This is a genomic window from Bordetella bronchialis, assembly GCF_001676705.1.
Lineage (GTDB): Bacteria > Pseudomonadota > Gammaproteobacteria > Burkholderiales > Burkholderiaceae_B > Bordetella_C > Bordetella_C bronchialis.
The window spans coordinates 705,602-722,615 of record NZ_CP016170.1 but is presented as its reverse complement, the minus strand read 5'-3'; the positions used below and the strand labels follow the sequence as shown (position 1 = coordinate 722,615).

At 64.0% G+C, this 17,014-nt stretch carries 15 protein-coding genes and 1 pseudogene; 11 read left to right on the top strand and 5 right to left on the bottom strand.

Features of this window, described 5'->3' with window-relative positions:
- Nucleotides 1-275 precede the first annotated feature (275 nt).
- The gene (locus BAU06_RS03085) at nucleotides 276-839 is read left to right on the top strand and encodes an alpha/beta hydrolase family protein (RefSeq protein ID WP_066344168.1); all 564 of its coding nucleotides are present in this window, start codon (nucleotides 276-278) and stop codon (nucleotides 837-839) included.
- Nucleotides 840-918: 79 nt separating this feature from the next.
- The gene (locus BAU06_RS03080) at nucleotides 919-1,626 is read left to right on the top strand and encodes a glutathione S-transferase C-terminal domain-containing protein (protein WP_066344167.1); all 708 of its coding nucleotides are present in this window, start codon (nucleotides 919-921) and stop codon (nucleotides 1,624-1,626) included.
- A gap of 121 nt (nucleotides 1,627-1,747) precedes the next feature.
- Here BAU06_RS03080 and BAU06_RS03075 read toward each other — a convergent pair whose 3' ends face one another.
- Nucleotides 1,748-2,050: a DUF4242 domain-containing protein gene (locus BAU06_RS03075; RefSeq protein WP_066344165.1), complete on the bottom strand. Its 303-nt coding sequence runs from the start codon at nucleotides 2,048-2,050 to the stop codon at nucleotides 1,748-1,750.
- Between the two features lie 183 nt (nucleotides 2,051-2,233).
- On the opposite strand from BAU06_RS03075, the gene BAU06_RS03070 reads away from it, so the two are divergent.
- From BAU06_RS03070 to BAU06_RS03055, 4 genes are all read left to right on the top strand, one after another.
- Nucleotides 2,234-4,012 carry a winged helix-turn-helix domain-containing protein gene (locus tag BAU06_RS03070; RefSeq protein WP_066344163.1) on the top strand — a complete coding sequence of 593 codons (1,779 nt, stop codon included), beginning with the start codon at nucleotides 2,234-2,236 and terminating at the stop codon, nucleotides 4,010-4,012.
- Between the two features lie 261 nt (nucleotides 4,013-4,273).
- Nucleotides 4,274-5,728 carry an amidase family protein gene (locus BAU06_RS03065; RefSeq protein WP_066344160.1) on the top strand — a complete coding sequence of 485 codons (1,455 nt, stop codon included), beginning with the start codon at nucleotides 4,274-4,276 and terminating at the stop codon, nucleotides 5,726-5,728.
- 69 nt (nucleotides 5,729-5,797) lie between these two features.
- On the top strand, nucleotides 5,798-6,289 hold the full coding sequence (locus tag BAU06_RS03060; RefSeq protein ID WP_066344158.1) for a DUF302 domain-containing protein: 492 nt from the start codon (nucleotides 5,798-5,800) through the stop codon (nucleotides 6,287-6,289).
- 239 nt (nucleotides 6,290-6,528) lie between these two features.
- Nucleotides 6,529-7,479 (top strand): IS481 family transposase, encoded by a 951-nt coding sequence (locus BAU06_RS03055; RefSeq protein ID WP_066343782.1) that lies wholly within the window; start codon nucleotides 6,529-6,531, stop codon nucleotides 7,477-7,479.
- Here BAU06_RS03055 and BAU06_RS03050 read toward each other — a convergent pair.
- Nucleotides 7,476-8,108 carry a TetR/AcrR family transcriptional regulator gene (locus BAU06_RS03050; protein ID WP_066344156.1) on the bottom strand — a complete coding sequence of 211 codons (633 nt, stop codon included), beginning with the start codon at nucleotides 8,106-8,108 and terminating at the stop codon, nucleotides 7,476-7,478. The genes BAU06_RS03055 and BAU06_RS03050 overlap by 4 nt on opposite strands.
- A 100-nt stretch (nucleotides 8,109-8,208) precedes the next feature.
- Here BAU06_RS03050 and BAU06_RS03045 point away from each other — a divergent pair, with 100 nt between their 5' ends.
- Together BAU06_RS03045 and BAU06_RS26455 are read left to right on the top strand one after the other, a co-directional pair.
- Nucleotides 8,209-8,844 (top strand): NAD(P)H-dependent oxidoreductase, encoded by a 636-nt coding sequence (locus BAU06_RS03045; RefSeq protein ID WP_066344154.1) that lies wholly within the window; start codon nucleotides 8,209-8,211, stop codon nucleotides 8,842-8,844.
- Between the two features lie 371 nt (nucleotides 8,845-9,215).
- The gene (locus BAU06_RS26455; protein ID WP_197509508.1) at nucleotides 9,216-9,350 is read left to right on the top strand and encodes an IS3 family transposase; all 135 of its coding nucleotides are present in this window, start codon (nucleotides 9,216-9,218) and stop codon (nucleotides 9,348-9,350) included.
- A gap of 232 nt (nucleotides 9,351-9,582) precedes the next feature.
- Here the strand turns inward: BAU06_RS26455 and BAU06_RS03040 are convergent.
- Nucleotides 9,583-10,331: pseudogene (locus BAU06_RS03040) on the bottom strand (SDR family oxidoreductase).
- A gap of 169 nt (nucleotides 10,332-10,500) precedes the next feature.
- On the opposite strand from BAU06_RS03040, the gene BAU06_RS03035 reads away from it, so the two are divergent.
- The 3 genes from BAU06_RS03035 (at nucleotide 10,501) to groL (ending at nucleotide 13,873) form a co-directional block, all read left to right on the top strand.
- Nucleotides 10,501-11,409 carry a LysR family transcriptional regulator gene (locus tag BAU06_RS03035; protein WP_066344153.1) on the top strand — a complete coding sequence of 303 codons (909 nt, stop codon included), beginning with the start codon at nucleotides 10,501-10,503 and terminating at the stop codon, nucleotides 11,407-11,409.
- 482 nt (nucleotides 11,410-11,891) lie between these two features.
- Nucleotides 11,892-12,179, top strand: a complete 288-nt coding sequence (gene groES / locus BAU06_RS03030) for a co-chaperone GroES (protein WP_066344152.1) — start codon at nucleotides 11,892-11,894, stop codon at nucleotides 12,177-12,179.
- A 50-nt stretch (nucleotides 12,180-12,229) separates the two neighbouring features.
- Entirely contained in the window at nucleotides 12,230-13,873 is a 1,644-nt protein-coding gene (gene groL / locus BAU06_RS03025) for a chaperonin GroEL (RefSeq protein WP_066344151.1), read from the top strand.
- Between the two features lie 117 nt (nucleotides 13,874-13,990).
- On the opposite strand, the gene BAU06_RS03020 is transcribed toward groL, so the two are convergent.
- Nucleotides 13,991-15,517, bottom strand: coding sequence for a hypothetical protein (locus tag BAU06_RS03020; RefSeq protein WP_156770134.1), 1,527 nt, complete (start codon nucleotides 15,515-15,517; stop codon nucleotides 13,991-13,993).
- A gap of 47 nt (nucleotides 15,518-15,564) precedes the next feature.
- Nucleotides 15,565-17,010 (bottom strand): hypothetical protein, encoded by a 1,446-nt coding sequence (locus BAU06_RS03015; protein WP_066344149.1) that lies wholly within the window; start codon nucleotides 17,008-17,010, stop codon nucleotides 15,565-15,567.
- Nucleotides 17,011-17,014 lie beyond the last annotated feature (4 nt).

Here is a 17,014-nt window from a genome sequence, read left to right as displayed (position 1 = left end):
ACCGATCTGCCGAAGTTCGCTGATTGTCTGGCGGCACATCAGCGAAATCAAAGGCTTAAGCAGGTTTTGCCATCCATTCCCGACCGGCATTCCATCGGAGCGCGAATTCGCGGACAGCCGCCTCCAGTCCAAGCTGCGGTCCACCCCACGCGGCCCCAGGCGCCGGAGGGGCGGTCTCAAGTTCAAGGTCGGTCGCGGTCCTCGTGACCTGCTCATCGCGCCCTTGTATGATTTGCATCCGCCCGTTTCTACCAGGCTCCACAGCGGCAGCCAGCTTGTACGATCCCGGCATAGACCCGGTGGAAGTCCCATACGAGGGGCGCACCCTGCCGGGCTACTTCCATCGAGCGGGCGATGGCGTGCGACCGCTCCTGATCATGCACACCGGGTTCGACGGTTCCGCGGAAGAAAAGCATTGGAGCGGTGCGCGCGCGGCGGTGGAACGCGGCTATCACGTGCTCTGCTTCGACGGCCCGGGCCAGTTCCAGGCGGCAATGGAGCGATCTCCGGTCGCGCGTTGGTCGATCACGCACGGCATGTGGTGCTTCGGCGCCTCGAGTCCAAGCGACTATCTGCGCAAGACGCTGGATTACACGCTGGCCGGCGGCATTGCGGAACGCATCCGCTGTCCGACGCTGGTCTGCGACGCCGAAGACGACGTGTTCTTCCAAGGCCAGGCACGATCGCTTTTCGACCACCTGCGATGCAAGAAAACCTTGCTGAGTTTCACGGCTTCAGAAGGCGCGGGTGCCCATTGCGAGGTCGGCGCGGCGCGCCTGGCGAATGCACGCATGTTCGATTGGCTGGACGAAACGCTAGGCTGGGAAGGCGAGCCATAGATGGCCTGGCATAAGCAAACTTGGGCGTACGCCTGTTGCACCCACCCGCGCCGCCCCGCGACCGCCCCCCGGAGGCTCCATGTTGACCCTGTATTCCTACCCCCACCTGTTTGGCGTCGCCGATAATAACCCATTCGGGCTGAAGGTTTACACCTTCATGCGGCTATGCGGAATGGCATTCAAGCATTGCCACATTCTGGATACGAAAAACGCGCCACGCGGTCAACTGCCTTATCTGACGGACGGCGAGCACAGCATCGGGGACAGCGATGAAATCATTGCGTACCTGACCGATAAATTCGGCCTGACACTCGACGCCGGGCTAACGGCTGAGGACCGCAGGACGGATCTCATGCTGCGGCGGACGCTCGATGACCTGTACTGGTCCATGAGCTATTCACGATGGCGCGATGACCGTTACTGGCCGGTCTTTCGGGATGCGATCATGTCGACGCACCCGGACATAAGCCTCGATGCGCTGGATGCCGCGCGCGAATACAACCGTCTCAGATATCACTACCAGGGTGTTGGCCGTTACGAACCCGGCCAGGTCTATGCCCGCGGCGTGGCCGACCTTCGGGCAGCTGCCGATGTGTTGGGTGATAAGCGCTTCGTTTTCGGGGATACCCCCAGCACGGCAGATGCCGCACTGTTCGGGTTCGTCGCCAATATCTATTTCTACGATATCGATACGCCGCTCAAGCGCTACGTGCTGTCGCGACCGGAGCTCGTCGGGCACTGCACGCGGATGCGCGAGCAGCTTGCATTGCGCCCGGCACCGGTGTGATCACGGTCGTCTTTCCGCATCAGGCGGCGGAGCATAGGGCCGACGCCCCTGCTCCACCACGTTCGCGGCGGCGGCCGCTTCCGCAAGCCGCATGCCGCGGGATCCGGTGGGCGCCCGGCCACTACGCGGCTTTCGGCTGCGGGACGGGATCTTCGCGAATGACCACCGTATCCGCGACGGGCACGATCTCGTCCGCGCCCATGCCGACGCGTCGCGCGTGCTCGCGCAGCGCCTCGGCGTCGGTCGCCTCGTAGATGCACACGGTGCCGAGGCGGCCGTCCGCCTCCCGCACCACGTAAGAGCGGATCCAGCGTACCTGCTGAGGCATCTCCTCGTTGCCCACGCGGGCGGATACGCCGGCGGCGATGCCAAGCTCGGCGGCATCTTTCCAGTTGCTTTGACGACGGATGACGAATGTTTCCATGATTGGACTCCAGGACGGTATGGGTGAAGGATGACGCCCGGGGGCGTCTAGTCCGGCACCGATACAGCGAGGGTCACCGGACGCCTGCAGGATGCGCCGGACGCCGCCATCCTGTCCTTTCCGCGCGCTGATCAAGGCCTTATCATTTGCTGCGGCCGTTCCGGCCGGCGGGAGGCCATCGCCATGGCAGCAGGCATCCACCGTTTCGCGGACTTCGAACTGGACAAGGATTGCCGGGCGCTTCGGCTCAGGGGCCGCGAGATAGCCCTCCAGCCCCGCGTCCTGGACCTGCTACTGTATCTGGTCGAGAACCGCGAACGCGTGGTAGGCAAGGAAGAGCTGCTGGAAACGCTGTGGCCCGGGATGGTCGTCACCGATAGTTCGCTGCAGCGGGCCGTCAGCCTGGCCCGCGCGGCCTTGCAGCAAGGCGGGCTCGGCGAAGCCATCCGCAATTACGCGCGGCACGGGTACCGCTTCCTGGTCGATGAACCGCCGCGCCCCGCTCCGGCAGCCGGGGCCGTTGCGGGCGAGCTTATGGAGGCGCACCGATGTTATGGCGCGTCGCGCTGGCAGGCCGCCATGGCGGCCTATGCGCGCGCCGATGCGGATTCCCCGCTGGATGCGGAATCGCTGGAGCATTGGGGAACCGCCGCGCAGTGCGCCGGGGATCTGGCCGCGGCGATGCTACCGCTGGAACGGGCCGCGGCAGCCTACGCCAGCCGCGGCGAACATGCGGCGGCCGCGCGGGCGACCATCAGTCTGGCGCGCGTCAAGATCGAGGCCCTGGACGTGTCGGTCACCCAGGGTTGCCTGCGCATGGCCGCGCGGCTGCTCAGCGCCGTACCGCACTGCGCGGAACACGGTTTCCTGGCTTGGATGACCGCCCGCCTGCACCTGTATCAAGGCAATCTTGCCGAGGCGGTGCGTTGCGCCAGCGAAGCGCGGGACATCGGCCGTGCGCTGGGCAATCCGGATATCGAATCCATGGGCCTGCTGATGTGGGGCATCGGCTTGCAGGCCACTGGCGATACGGCGGCCGGCATGGCATTGCAGGACGAGGCGGCGGCGATGGTGATGGCCGGAAACGTCTCGCCGCTGATGGGCGGCATCGTGTACTGCGGCTTCATCGCGAGTTGCTGCAATGGCGGCGATTGGCTGCGCGCGGCGCAATGGGGCGAGAGCTTCAGTGGCTGGTGCGCGCGCAGCAACATCGATACCTTCGCGGGCGCCTGCCTGATCCATCGGGCCGAGGTCTTCGCCATGTCGGGCAAGCTGGCGCTCGCCGAGGACGCCATCGTGCGCGCCGATCCGATCATACGCGTGGGAGCGCGCTGGGCGCTGGGCGACGCGCATCGCCTGATGGGCGACGTGTACCTGGCGCGCGGCGACGAGGATGCCGCGGAACGGAGCTATGCGCACGCCTACCAGCACGGGTGGGATCCCTATCCCGGCTACGCCCTGCTGCTGCAGCGGCGCGGGCGCGGCGACGAAGCGGTCCGGGGCCTGAAACGCGCGGCCGCGCTGACGAATTGGGTCGCAGGCGAACGCAGGAGCCGCTATCTGGCTTACGCGGCGCAAATCGCCAGCATGGGCGGGCAGGTCGATGAAGGCCGGGCCTTGCTGGATACGCTGGACGCCGGCGCGCGCACCTGGGAAGGCGGCGCCGTCGCCGGTCAGGTGGAGCGGGCGCGCGCCGAGCTGTCGTGGGCCTTGGGCCAACAGCACCAGGCCCTGACGCATTTCGCCGCGGCGGTCGACATCCTGCGCAGCAAGAACGCCGTCATGGAAGCGGCGCTGGCGGGCGTGCGGCTGGCCGACGCCATGGCGGAAGTCGGGGACCGCGCCACCGCGCTGATGGAATTGGCCGCGGCCGAAGCCGTGGTCGCCGACGCCGGCGCCACGGGATACCTGACCCAGTGCCAGGCGCTTCGGCGCCGCATCGCCGGGCCGCCGGGCGGGTAGCACGGGCGGCGCTGGGCCCCAGGTCCAGCCCCTTAGGGGCATACAAGCCTTTTCGAGGGACCGGAGCGGTACCACCGGACGGAGGCGCCAAGGCGCGGTTGCCTGACGGCCCGATTCACCTTGCTTGCGGCCCTGCCGGCGCTCGCATCGACCGGCCATTGACTTATGACCATACTTCTATATTATGACCGTAATTCAAAGACGCTCCTGGCTCTCTCGGCGCGAAGCCAGCCAGGAGTTTTTCGATAGCGAGGCTATGTCATGCAGGAAAAAACTGAAGCGACCAGCGGAGCCAAGACCGATACGCTTGCGTCGCTGGGCGTCGCCGCAGCGGCTGAGGCCATCCGTAGGGGCGAGATCTCTTCCGAGTCTTACACGAGCGCGTTGCTGCGGCGGGCTCGCGATCATGCCGATCTGAACTCGTTCATTACGATCGACGATGGGGCGGTGCTGGAAGCCGCCAGGAAAGCCGACGAAGCGGTCGCCTGCGGAACGGCTGCGCCGCTTCTTGGTGTGCCCGTTGCGATCAAAGACAGTTACCTTACGGAGGGACTACGTTCGACCATAGGCCTGTCCGCGCTGGCTAGCTTCGTGCCGGAGCACGACGCTGACGCGGTGCAGGCGATCAAAGACGGTGGCGGGATTGTTTTCGGCAAGAACAATCTTGTCGAAATGTCGTTTGGACTGACCGGTCACAACGAAGCCTACGGTCAAGCGAAGAACCCCCACGACACGAACCACGTCTCCGGCGGCTCTTCAGGAGGCGGCGGTGTCTCTGTTGCTGCCCGCCTTGTGCCGGCGGCGTTGGGGGGCGACACCATCGGCTCGATTCGTGTGCCGGCATCGCTGTGTGGCGTGGTCGGCTTCAAGCCCACCACTGGCCGTTGGCCCAGAAGTGGCGTGGCGCCCATCTCCCACACCCTCGATACCACCGGGGTATTTGCCCGGAATGTGGAAGACTGCATTCTGATGGACCGCGTCGTCACCCGAGACGAAACGCCTGACGGCAGTACCGATTCAGTCCTGAAAGGGGTCACGCTGGCCTACGCGCCGCGTCAGTTCCTGGAACTGGCGGCGCCCGACGTCGCGGCGCGATTCAAGGAAACCATTCGTCAACTGCGCGACGCCGGCGCGAATGTGGTGGAAGTCGATCTCGGACAGGATTTCTCCAGCCGCGCGCTAACCGCCACATGGAACATCTTTTTTCGTGAGACCAAGGCAGCGGTCGAGAAATTCATCCGCCAGAACAATGTTCCCGCTACGTTCGATACGATCGTGGATGGCCTGAAGCCGGGACTGAAAGATGTATGGACCCGGTTCGTGCTGCCTACCGGGCAAGGCTACATCTCCGACGAGGTCTATCGCCATGCGCTGTGGAACGAACGCGCAGAAATCAAGCGCCGGTATGCGGAGGCATTCTCGAGTACCGGCGCCACGGCACTGATTCTGCCCACCACCCCCTCCGTCGCACCGATGATCGGACAGGAAGACAAGATCGTGTTAGGTGGCCAGGAGATGAGCCAGCTGGTGCTCGCCAATAACACGATTCCCGCCAGCGCGGCGGGGCTTCCGAGTATCAGTCTTCCGATGGGGAAGTCTGATAAGGGGCTCCCGATCGGTCTCGAACTGGACGGCCCTTTCGGCCGGGATCGCGCGCTTCTGTATGTCGCTCGCCGGGTGGAAGCAGTGCTAGGCACGTTGTCAGGGCCTATCTGATCGCGGCAAAACAAACAACGTTCACACGTTCTGCGGCCTTGGCCGGCTGCGCTACCTGAAGGAATAGAAATGTCCAAGCCCGTTCATGAAACAAAGACGATCGCCGTGCAGCACGTCACCATTCGGTCCGATCATTCGTTCGCTGCCGTCAAGACCAAACTGGAGCGCTTGGTGAGTCGCATCGACGATGGAATCTTTACCTTGCTGCGCTACGGCGAAACAGGTCGTGCGCTGAAAGAGCTGGAAGCGCTGCCCACGCTATCCATCTTCGGATTCCGGGATCATGGGGCCTTGCTCGGAATCGCGGGTCCACGCCGTCACGCGATTCAATACGATATCGGCAGTCCGCTTACCGCGTCCAAAATGACGAGACACGACATCGCGGCGGCCCTCTATGCCCCGATTCGTGTCCTGCTTCGTGAAGACCAGGATGGCGCGGTGTCCTTTGAGTACGACCGCCCTGTATCGGTGTTTGGGCAGTTCAATATTCCGGAGATCGACGCGGTTGCCGTGCAACTGGACAAAGACCTTCGCGCCGTGCTGGAACAGGCTGTGTCGTGAACCGGCGTAGTGACATGTCATCCAACCAGGCGTGAAGAAGGATGTCCATCCGCTCTCGCAACAGCAGCGTGCTGCGGGGCTTCAAGGTTCTTCATGGAGCGTCCTTAGAACGGGATGGAAAACCAGGGTAGGGTGGCCTAGGTGTGAACATTCAATAGGTTGTATTCATGGTTCACCCGAACCGGGTTTGAGAAACTGGTAATCGCCAAACCACCAGAAAGCTCAAGGAGCCCGGCCGGATGAACACCCATAAGCATGCCCGATTGACCTTCGTACGTCGATTCGAAATGGTTGAGCAATTGCGCAATAAACAGTTGACGATCTCTCAAGCGGCTGGCGCCTACGGGGTGACGGCGCCGACTGTGCGCAAATGGCTAGGTCGGTTTCTGGCGCAGGGCCAGGACGGGCTTGCAGATGCCTCATCGCGCCCGGTGCGCTCGCCCAAGGCGATTGCGCCGGCCAAGGCAATGGCTATCGTCGAACTTCGCCGCAAGCGACTGACTCAGGCACGCATTGCCCAGGCGCTGGGCGTATCGGCCAGTACCGTCAGCCGCGTCCTGGCCCGTGCCGGTCTGTCCCGCCTGGCCGACCTGGAGCCGGCCGAGCCGGTGGTGCGCTACGAACATGAGGCGCCAGGCCAATTGCTACACATCGACATCAAGAAGCTCGGGCGCATCGTGCGGCCCAGCCACCGCGTTACAGGTAACCGGCGCGATGGCGTGGACGGTGCCGGCTGGGACTTCGTCTTCGTGGCCATCGATGACCACGCTCGCGTGGCCTTTACCGACATCCACCCCGACGAACGCGCCCCCAGTGCGGTCCAGTTCCTCAAGGACGCCGTGGCTTACTACAAGCGCTTAGGCGTGACCATCCAGCGGTTGCTTACCGATAATGGCTCGGCCTTCCGCAGCCGCGCCTTCGCCGCGCTATGCCGTGAAATGGGCATCAAGCATTGCTTCACCCGGCCCTACCGGCCACAGACCAATGGCAAGGCCGAACGATTCATCCAGTCAGCCCTGCGTGAATGGGCCTACGCCTACACCTACCAAAACTCACAACACCGAGCCGATGCCATGAAATCCTGGCTACACCACTACAACTGGCATCGCCCTCACCAAGGCATCGGCCGCGCTGTACCTATCTCCAGGCTTAATCTGGGCGGATACAACCTCTTGACAGTTCACACCTAGGCCTTGCCCGAAGTTCTGCGAACGATCGCCACGATGGTTTCATACAGTTCGTTCTTGGCCTGTGCTTCCGAAAGCTCTCCCAACGCAGCTGCCTGAGACAAGGCCTCGGCGGCGCCAAGCATGGCCCATAAACTCGCTGCAGGGATGCCGTCAACGGGCGCGAATGGCGTCAGGGCGATGCGACACTTTTCCATATAAGTCGCCTGACAGGACCGCTTGATTTTTTCCAGTTCCGGCGAACTTGCGAGCGCCGCAATGATGCCTGGTATTTCACGCCCCTGAACGAGCACGCAATCGACATACGAGGACGAAATGGCCGCCGCCCTGCCAGCCAGGGTAGGCTCGCTTGCCTCGAGCGTCATATCCATGATCGACGTCTGGCGGTTGTCGAATTCCTTGTACAGCGCGATCAGCAATGTATGAAGATTTGGGAAGTGGTCGTACACGACCGGTTTCGCAACCATGGATTGCTCGGCGAGTCGCCCCAGTGTCAGGGCCGCAGTTCCATCCTCCCTTACGATTTGCCAGGCAGTGGCAATGAGCTGGCGATAACGCTCTTCCCGCGTCATGCGTTTGCGTACCGCCTGACCGGGCCTTTTCTTTTTGTCTTTCGGACTTGACTTATCCATGTGCCAAGCATAACCTACAAACGGTATATACGAATCGTATATAGCGCTCTGGGAGGTGCCGGCGACCCTCCTGCGCCAACCATCGACAGGAGGATCTGCCATGCACGCACTTATCGTTGTTGCCCACCCCAATCCTCGCTCGCTCACCCTGAGCATCGCTCAATCCATCGCTGCGGGCGTGACCCGGGCCGACGGCGGCCACACCGCCGAAATCGCCGACCTTGCCGCCGAAGGTTTCGATCCGCGATTTACCACTGCCGACCATGCGGTCCATGATAGAGCCGGCCCGCCTCCCCCCGATGTACTCGCGGAGCAGGCCAGGCTTGACGACGCCGACGCGCTTGTACTGGTCTACCCCATCTATTGGTGGTCGATGCCCGCGCTGCTCAAGGGGTGGATCGACCGGGTGTTCTCCAATGGCTGGGCTTACGACTCCAGTCCCGACACCGGGCTGGTCAAGAAGTTGCACAGGCTGAACGTTCACCTTGTCGGGATAGGCGGCGCCGACAGGGGAACCTATATCCGGCACGGCTATTTCGACGCCATGAATACGCAGATCGCACACGGCATATTCGATTTCTGCGGCGCACACGTCGTCCAATCACATTTCATGCTTGAGGCACAAACAAAAGACGCCATGGACAATCACGCATTTGCACAGGCCATCGGCCGTCGCCTCTTTGATTCGTCCATTCCGGTCCAAGCCGATAAGGACAGCGACCTTGCGAGGTGCTAACGGAAGACCGCCGGTCCAGACGATATGACGCGCCAATCTCGTTTTAGCCTTTCGGGTACGCTTTCAATCTGGAAATCGACCCCGACGCCCAGGAGCGCTGCTCGTCTCGGCGTCATCCGTCATGAGCAAGCCGCGCCCGACTATCTGCATCGACCTCGCAACGATCGAACAGGCTTAACTGTTGGGCATCTTGCTGCACGATTGCCTCAGCGAACTCGGCGCGAGCACTGAATACCCCTATCTGCCGTTGTACTGGGAAGAAGCAGGCCGCAAGCCATACCTCTTCCTTATAGAGGGCAGCGTCGCGGGCTGTGCGGTGGCTGTTCGCTTATGAAAGTAAGCGTACGGGCGATGTGGCATTGACCAAGCGCATGAAAGAAATGGCAGCGCTCAAACGGCGCTACGGCTATGGGCGCATCCATGTTGTGCTGCGCCGTAAAGGCTGGCAGACAAATCACAAGCGGGTCTGGCGGCGTTATAGCCAAGCAGGCTTGAGGCCTTCGTAAGCGTCGCCGCAAGCGCATCGCGCCCGCAGAACGGGTAGTTCGTCCCGTTGCGACGGCGCCGAATCAGAGCGTGTCGATGGACTTCCTGGCTGACGGCCTGGCCTAACACGCGCCTCGGCTACGGCGCTGGTGCTGACCCATATGCATGGGCAAGCGTAGCGCGGCGGCGGCTGCATTACCGTATCGCCGCACCGGCGCACCACCGCCTTGCCGTGTGCGCGCCACGCGCCGGTCAGACCTGCGCCATGCCGCCGTCGACAAACAGTTCAACGCCATTGACGAAGCTGGATGCGTCGGAAGCCAGGAAGGCCACGGCCTTGCCGACTTCTTCCGGCTCGCCCAGCCGGCCCAGCGGTATCTGGGAGGCCAGGTAGTCGAATAGGCCCTGGCGTCCCTCATCGGGGACCAGACCACCCAGGCCCGGCGTGCGGATAGGGCCGGGGCTCACGACGTTGACGCGGATGCCACGGCCCTTCAGGTCCAGGACCCACGAGCGGACGAAGTTGCGCACCGCCGCCTTGCTGGCGCTGTAGACGCTGAAATTGGCGGTGCCCATGACGGAAGCAGTGGAAGAGGTCAGGATCACGGACGCCCCGTCGACCAGCAAAGGCAGCGCCTTCTGCACCGTAAAGAGCACGCCCCGCACGTTGGTGCCGAAGATCCGGTCGAAGTGTTCTTCGGTGATCGCGCCTAGCGGCATCATGTCGCCGCCGCCGGCGTTGGCGAACAGGATGTCGAGCCGGCCGGCGGCGTTGGCGATCTGCGCGTAGACGCATCCAGGTCGGAGAGGACGGATGCATCGGCGCGGATAGCGGTGGCGGCCGGGCCGATGGCCGCCACGGCGGCGTCCAGCTCGGGCTGGCGGCGACCGGTAATGAAAACGCGGGCGCCCTGCGCCGCCAGTTCCTGCGCCGCGGCCACGCCGATGCCCGTACTGCCGCCGGTCACCAAGGCGATCTTGCCGTTCAATTGCTTGCTCATGACTTGCTCCATTTCGAGGGGTGTGGGGCGCCGGACCCCGTTCGCTTTCGCGGCTGTAGCCGTCGTTCGCGACCGGCTCGTCGTCCAGGCCATGGCGTCACTTTAGGCGCGCCCAATTTATGGAACAATGGAGAACAATGAAATTACTATCCATTGTCATGGATAATCCATGAATCAACTTCTAGCCATACGTGCATTCGCGCGCGTCGTGGAAGCCGGCAGTTTTACGCGCGCCGCCGACTCGATCGACATGCCCAATGCCACCCTCAGCAAACTGATCCAGGATCTGGAAGCACATCTGGGCGTCAAGCTGCTGCAGCGGACCACCCGCCGAGTCACCGTCACGCCGGAAGGCCAGGACTATTACGCCAAGACCGCGCGTCTGATCCATGATCTCGAGGACATCGATGCCTCGTTCAACATCGCCCACGGCAAACCGCGCGGCCGCCTGCGCGTCGACGTGGGCGGGTCCACCGCCCGCGACGTACTGATTCCGCTGCTGCCTGATTTCATGGGCCGATTTCCAGAAATCCGCATCGACCTGGGTGTATCCGACCGGTCGGTGGATTTGGTCGGCGACAACGTCGACTGCGTCATCCGCGGCGGCCGGATGAACAGCGCATCCCTGGTGGCGCGCCCCGTGGGCGACGCCATGATGATCACCTGCGCGGCGCCGGCATACCTGAAACAGTACGGCGTGCCTGCCTATCCGGAAGAACTGAAAAACGGACACCGGGTGGTCAGCTACATCTCAACGCAGGACAACCGCGCCGTACCCCTGCGTTTCCTGCGCGATGGCGAAAAGACGGAAGTCAAAGTGGAGCACCACGTTGGCGTCAATGAGAGCAACGCCCACCTGGCCGCCTGCCTGGCGGGCCTGGGCATTATCCAGACGTTCACCTACGCCGCCGGCCCGGCGCTACGCGGCGGCGCCCTCGTGGAAATACTGAAAAAATGGCGCCCGCCCCCTTACCCCTTCCATGTCCTCTACCCCCAGAACCGCTACGTCGCGCGGCGCTTGCGGGTGTTCATCGAATGGCTGGTGGAAGTGTTTCCTGCCAGGCTTGCGGGATATTGAAGGTCCATAGACCTAGTCCAGTCCCAGCGCGCGCAGCCACGCATCTACTTGGCCATACGCGTCGCGCTGCCACTGCCCGGCGGTCCGGTTCTTATACCGAGCGTGATTTTGCTCCGTAGATAGTCCGCTACCCTCAGACCTCGTTTTCCGGGCGCAGCCAAATCGAGGTAAGTCCGGACCGGACCAGGACATATGATTCCTGTCGCCGGCTCTGCCGTATCCATAAAAATGCCGGGTCTTCGACGACGGTAATAGTTACGTTGAATCCAAACCCGAGTACCAAATTCCAAGTTGGATGAACTTGGACAACTTGCACGGTAAGGCGGCGCCACCCAGGCGGAATTTGTAACAGCCCCGGCCATCCCCCTTGAACCCGTGCCAACCGCCCCTATAATTAGCACTCGCCGCCGATGAGTGCTAACACCGCCCCCGGCCGGTCCCTAGAGACAACCCTACATCGTATCGAACTACAGGAGTTCTTCATGGCCCTGCGTCCTTTGAATGATCGCGTGATCGTCAAACGCCTGGACAACGAGCGCAAAACCGCCTCGGGCATCGTCATCCCCGACAGCGCGGCCGAAAAACCTGACCAGGGCGAAGTGATCGCCGTGGGCCCCGGCAAGCGCACGGAAGACGGCAAGGTTCTGCCGGTTGACCTGAAGGCCGGTGACAAGGTGCTCTTCGGTAAGTATTCCGGCCAGACCGTCAAGGTCGATGGCGAAGAGCTGCTCGTCATCCGCGAGGAAGAAATCCTCGCCGTGATCCAGTAATTCCCCGTATCCCGAATACCGAATTCATCGAATTCCCGTAAGGAACCACTATGGCTGCCAAGCAAGTCCTGTTCAGCGATGACGCCCGCGTCCGTATCGTCCGCGGCGTGAACGTCCTCGCCAACGCTGTGAAAACCACCCTGGGCCCCAAGGGCCGCAACGTCGTGCTGGAGCGCTCCTTCGGCGCCCCGACGGTGACCAAGGACGGCGTGTCCGTTGCCAAGGAAATCGAACTGAAGGACAAGTTCGAGAACATCGGCGCCCAGCTGGTCAAGGATGTCGCCTCCAAGACCTCCGACAACGCCGGTGACGGCACCACCACCGCCACCGTGCTGGCCCAGGCCATCGTCCAGGAAGGCCTGAAGTACGTGGCCGCCGGTTTCAACCCCATCGACCTGAAGCGCGGCATCGACAAGGCGGTCTCCGCCGCCGTCGAAGAGCTGAAGAAGCTGAGCAAGCCCGTCACGACCAGCAAGGAAATCGCCCAGGTCGGCTCGATCTCGGCCAACAGCGATTCCTCGATCGGCCAGATCATCGCCGACGCGATGGACAAGGTCGGCAAGGAAGGCGTCATCACCGTCGAAGACGGCAAGTCGCTGGAAAACGAACTGGACGTGGTCGAAGGCATGCAATTCGACCGCGGCTACCTGTCGCCCTACTTCATCAACAACCCCGACAAGCAAGTCGCGGCGCTGGACGACCCCTTCGTCCTGATCTACGACAAGAAGATCAGCAACATCCGTGACCTGCTGCCCGTGCTGGAGCAAGTCGCCAAGTCGAGCCGTCCGCTGCTGATCATCGCGGAAGACGTCGAAGGCGAAGCGCTGGCCACCCTGGTGGTGAACAACATCCGTGGCATCCTGAAGACCACCGCCGTCAAGGCGCCCGGCTTCGGCGACCGCCGCAAGGCCATGCTGGAAGACATCGCCATCCTGACGGGCGGCGTGGTCATCTCCGAAGAAACCGGCATGTCGCTGGAAAAGGCTTCGCTGCAGGACCTGGGCCAGGCCAAGCGCATCGAAGTGGGCAAGGAAAACACCACCATCATCGACGGCGCTGGCGACAGCAAGTCCATCGAAGCCCGCGTCAAGCAAATCCGCGTCCAGATCGAGGAAGCCACCTCGGACTACGACCGTGAAAAGCTGCAAGAGCGCGTGGCCAAGCTGGCCGGCGGTGTCGCGGTGATCCGCGTCGGTGCCGCGACCGAAGTCGAAATGAAGGAAAAGAAGGCTCGCGTCGAAGACGCCCTGCACGCCACGCGTGCCGCGGTGGAAGAAGGCGTGGTGGCCGGTGGCGGCGTGGCCCTGCTGCGTGCCAAGCAAGCCATCGCCCAGCTGAAGGGCGACACGCCTGACCAGAACGCCGGTATCAAGCTGATCCTGCGCGCCGTCGAAGAGCCGCTGCGCACGATCGTCGCCAACGCCGGCGAAGAGTCCAGCGTGGTCGTCAACGCCGTGCTGAACGGCAAGGGCAACTACGGCTACAACGCCGCGACCGGCGAGTACGCCGACCTGGTCGAGCAAGGCGTGCTGGATCCCACCAAGGTCACCCGCACCGCCCTGCAGAACGCCGCGTCCGTCGCCAGCCTGCTGCTGACGGCCGAGGCCGCCGTGGTCGAGCTGGTCGAAGACAAGCCCGCCGCGCCGGCTGGCATGCCCGGTGGCATGGGCGGCATGGGCGGCATGGACTTCTAAGCAAGTCCTGCCCAACGGGCCCGGCCAGTTCCGGGTCCGCGCCGCAAGAGAAAAAGGCCAGGTCCCCGGACCTGGCCTTTTTTTATTGCGTGCGGATCGTGGCGCCGCGGCGGCGCCCTATCGGCCGGGATTCACACGCTGGTACTCATTAGGGATCGCGGGGGCGCGCATGGCGGGCAGCAGGTCGCCGTAGGCCGAAGCCGCGGCGCCCGACGCGGACGTGCTGCTGTCCGTCAAGCCCAGGCGCGAGGGCACGGTGCGGATCAGCTCGCCAACACGGCGCAGGGCGCCCCGCAGGAAAGAGGAACCCTCCATGGCACCGCCCCGCGTGCCCGCGCGCCGCCGCTGGGCATCGCGGCGGCGCATAACGCTGGCCTGATAGACCGCGTCGGCGTCATACGTCTGCCGCACGCCGGATCTCTCCGCGCTGGACGGCCCGGCGTCCGAGGGATAGTGCGCCGGCTCGCGGTCGGACTTGATCTCGTTGTAGATGCCGTCCATCGCCGAGCGGCCGCTTATCCAGTTGTCCTCCATCCACGCCTCTGTATGGCCCAGGCGCCTGCCGAATACGTCCTGGGCGGCGGTCAGGTCGAAAAACGCGGTGTACAGGAATCGATGCCGCTCGTACATCCCGTGCCGCGCGCAACGCCGAGACAGGTCCGCGCGGTCGAACAGCCACACCAGTGCGCCGTCCTGCGTCGTGGTCAGGCCGGACTTACCGTTGCCTTCCGCCACGATCAGCGTCTCGCCCTGCTTGGCGCAGGAGGCGAGCGCCTGGAACAGCAGGTAGCCATACAGGGTGCCGCCAAGAGTCCGCAAGGTCTCGCGCACCTCGTTCATCCGCTCCGCCAATTGCTTGCTGACGCGGACCCGCAGCTTCGTCCTTCCGGGTACCGTCAGCGACGTGGTCCTGCCCTCCCAAAGAGGCAGGGCGTTCCGTGTTTCCGGGCCCCTGTCGCCGGCGAATGCCGGGCGAGCGGCGCCAGGCATGCCCGGCGAGGCGGCCGGCGATGCATCGGCCGCGGCAACGCGCATGTCGAGCACCGGCGCGAAGCGCAGCGGAACGTACCCGGGCGGAGGCGCACTTGGTTCAGGCGGCACGGACGGATCGGGAAGCACGTCCCGGAAGCCGGTGGCCGAGTTCTCTGTATGGTCCGCGGCAAGCTGCTGGCATAGCGCGATCAGGTAGCTTTCTACCTGGCGGTACTGGCTGGCATAGTGCGGGCTGCCCGGCTCCAAGGGCTGCAGGAGCGGATCCCAGACGCAGCGCCCGTTCTCCATATGGACCGTGGGCCTGGCCTGGCGGACCAGCGCATCCCAGTCGGCGGGCGGCGCGCCGCTGGCCGCATCGCAGGGCGGGACGATGAGATCCAGCACCGGAAAGACGCCAAGGCGCGTGCCGATCTCGGCCAGCCTGTTGAACAGCACGCGGCCGGAGGGCTCCTTGTCGATGAGACGGATACGTTCCATGAACTGATATCGAAAAGGCATATAGTCCTTGGCGACCAGGACGGTGCAAATGCCGTCGAGATCGTCCATGACATAGCCGTCATGCCCGGGGCCGACAGTCGGCGTCCCCGTCGTCAAGGGGATAGGCAGGTGGAGCAGTGAGCCGGAAGATGCCGCCGGCGATGTGGTTTGCATGCTGCGCTCCTGTAAAGCGGATGGGAGAAGGATGGCTGCGACACGGGCTAGAGGCCCGGGCCCCGCGACGGACTCCGGGCGGGAGCGCGCGTGTAGACGTTAGGCACGCCGGATCGTCCGGGCAGGCTGCGCGCCGGCGACGCCGCGCGGTCGCCAAAGGAGCGGGCAAACGCCCGGGCGGACTCCTGCAGCCAGTGCGCAATGCGGCTGTCCCGGCTGGCAGGAGCCTGCGCACCCGGACTGCGCGTAATGTCTTCCTGGCCCGCGGCCCAGCCTTGCTGCGGGGCTGGGGTCTCGACCTGCGCGGTGGGCTGGTCCGGAACCGGCATGCCCAGGGTCCGTGGCCGCTGCGGCGGCATCTCCGGCACGGTCCTGGCGGCCGGATCCGCCGGGGCGCGCATCGCGGCAGGCGTCCGGGGACGTTGGCGTGCATCGATCAACTCGGCCTCGAACTGCTTTTGCGCCTCCAGTACATCAGCCCCCTGCTGCAGTACGCCGACCTTGGCGGCCAGGCCGCATCGCGCGACCAACAGTTCCGCGAAGGCGCCGCTGGCCCGGGCCTCGCGATCGGTCAGGTCCTTGGACTGCGCCTGCCCGGCGAGCGCGGTCTTGTTGAAGCACCACACGGGCGTGTTGCCGCCCACCTTGTGCACGCCATCCTTGCCGCTGGCGCTGTGGTGGATCAGCAGCATCACGCGAGAGCGGCCGTATACCCAGAGATCCGTCAGCAGGCGCTTGCCCAGCACGGTCTCCTGGAGCTGCCGGAGAACGACAATCACGTCCTCCCGCACCGCCTGGCCACCATCCGTCAGCCAGGCGGGCATGAGCATATCGAGCGTGTCGAAATAGGTGGCCCCTCGTTTCCATTCCGGCAGATAGGAGGAATTGGCGTCGGTGCGCCAGACGGGAAACGCCGGGCAGAACCGGGATGCCGCGAAGGCCGGCGCGGTCTCGATGGCCAATTCGGCCATGAAAGCGGGTTCGACATCCTTGGATCGCAGCGGCGGAATACCTGGCCAGGCGCGCTCGGCCGCCAGATTGCGCAGTTGGGCCAGTTCCCAGATCAGGCTTTTATAAGCGTCTGGCTCCGGATGCGATGTCCCCAGGCCCTGCTCAGCCAGCTTGCAGTCCCAAAGGACCGCGCCGTCGACAGTCGCCGATACGCCAAGAGCGGGCACATGGGTACTGGCCACATCGAAATCGTCGCGCGGGCCGATCGCGATGCGCACGCCCTGGTTGGACAAGGCGCGGAGATCCGCCAATATGGCGCGTCCCGTGCCGGTGGTGGCGACCAGTTTGAAGATCTCGATCAGGCGTATCTGCCTGTCGCTCTGGCTGTATGCCTGCGCCAAATAGATATCGCCGATCTCGTCGAAATGGGCGCGGCCGTAATGCTGCGCATTGCGCGTATCCAGGCGCTGCGCCGCGCCGGGCAGCGCGCGGCTTTCCGTACGGGGTGACGGGGGAAGCGGGGTTGAAAGCGTGATGTGCATGGCT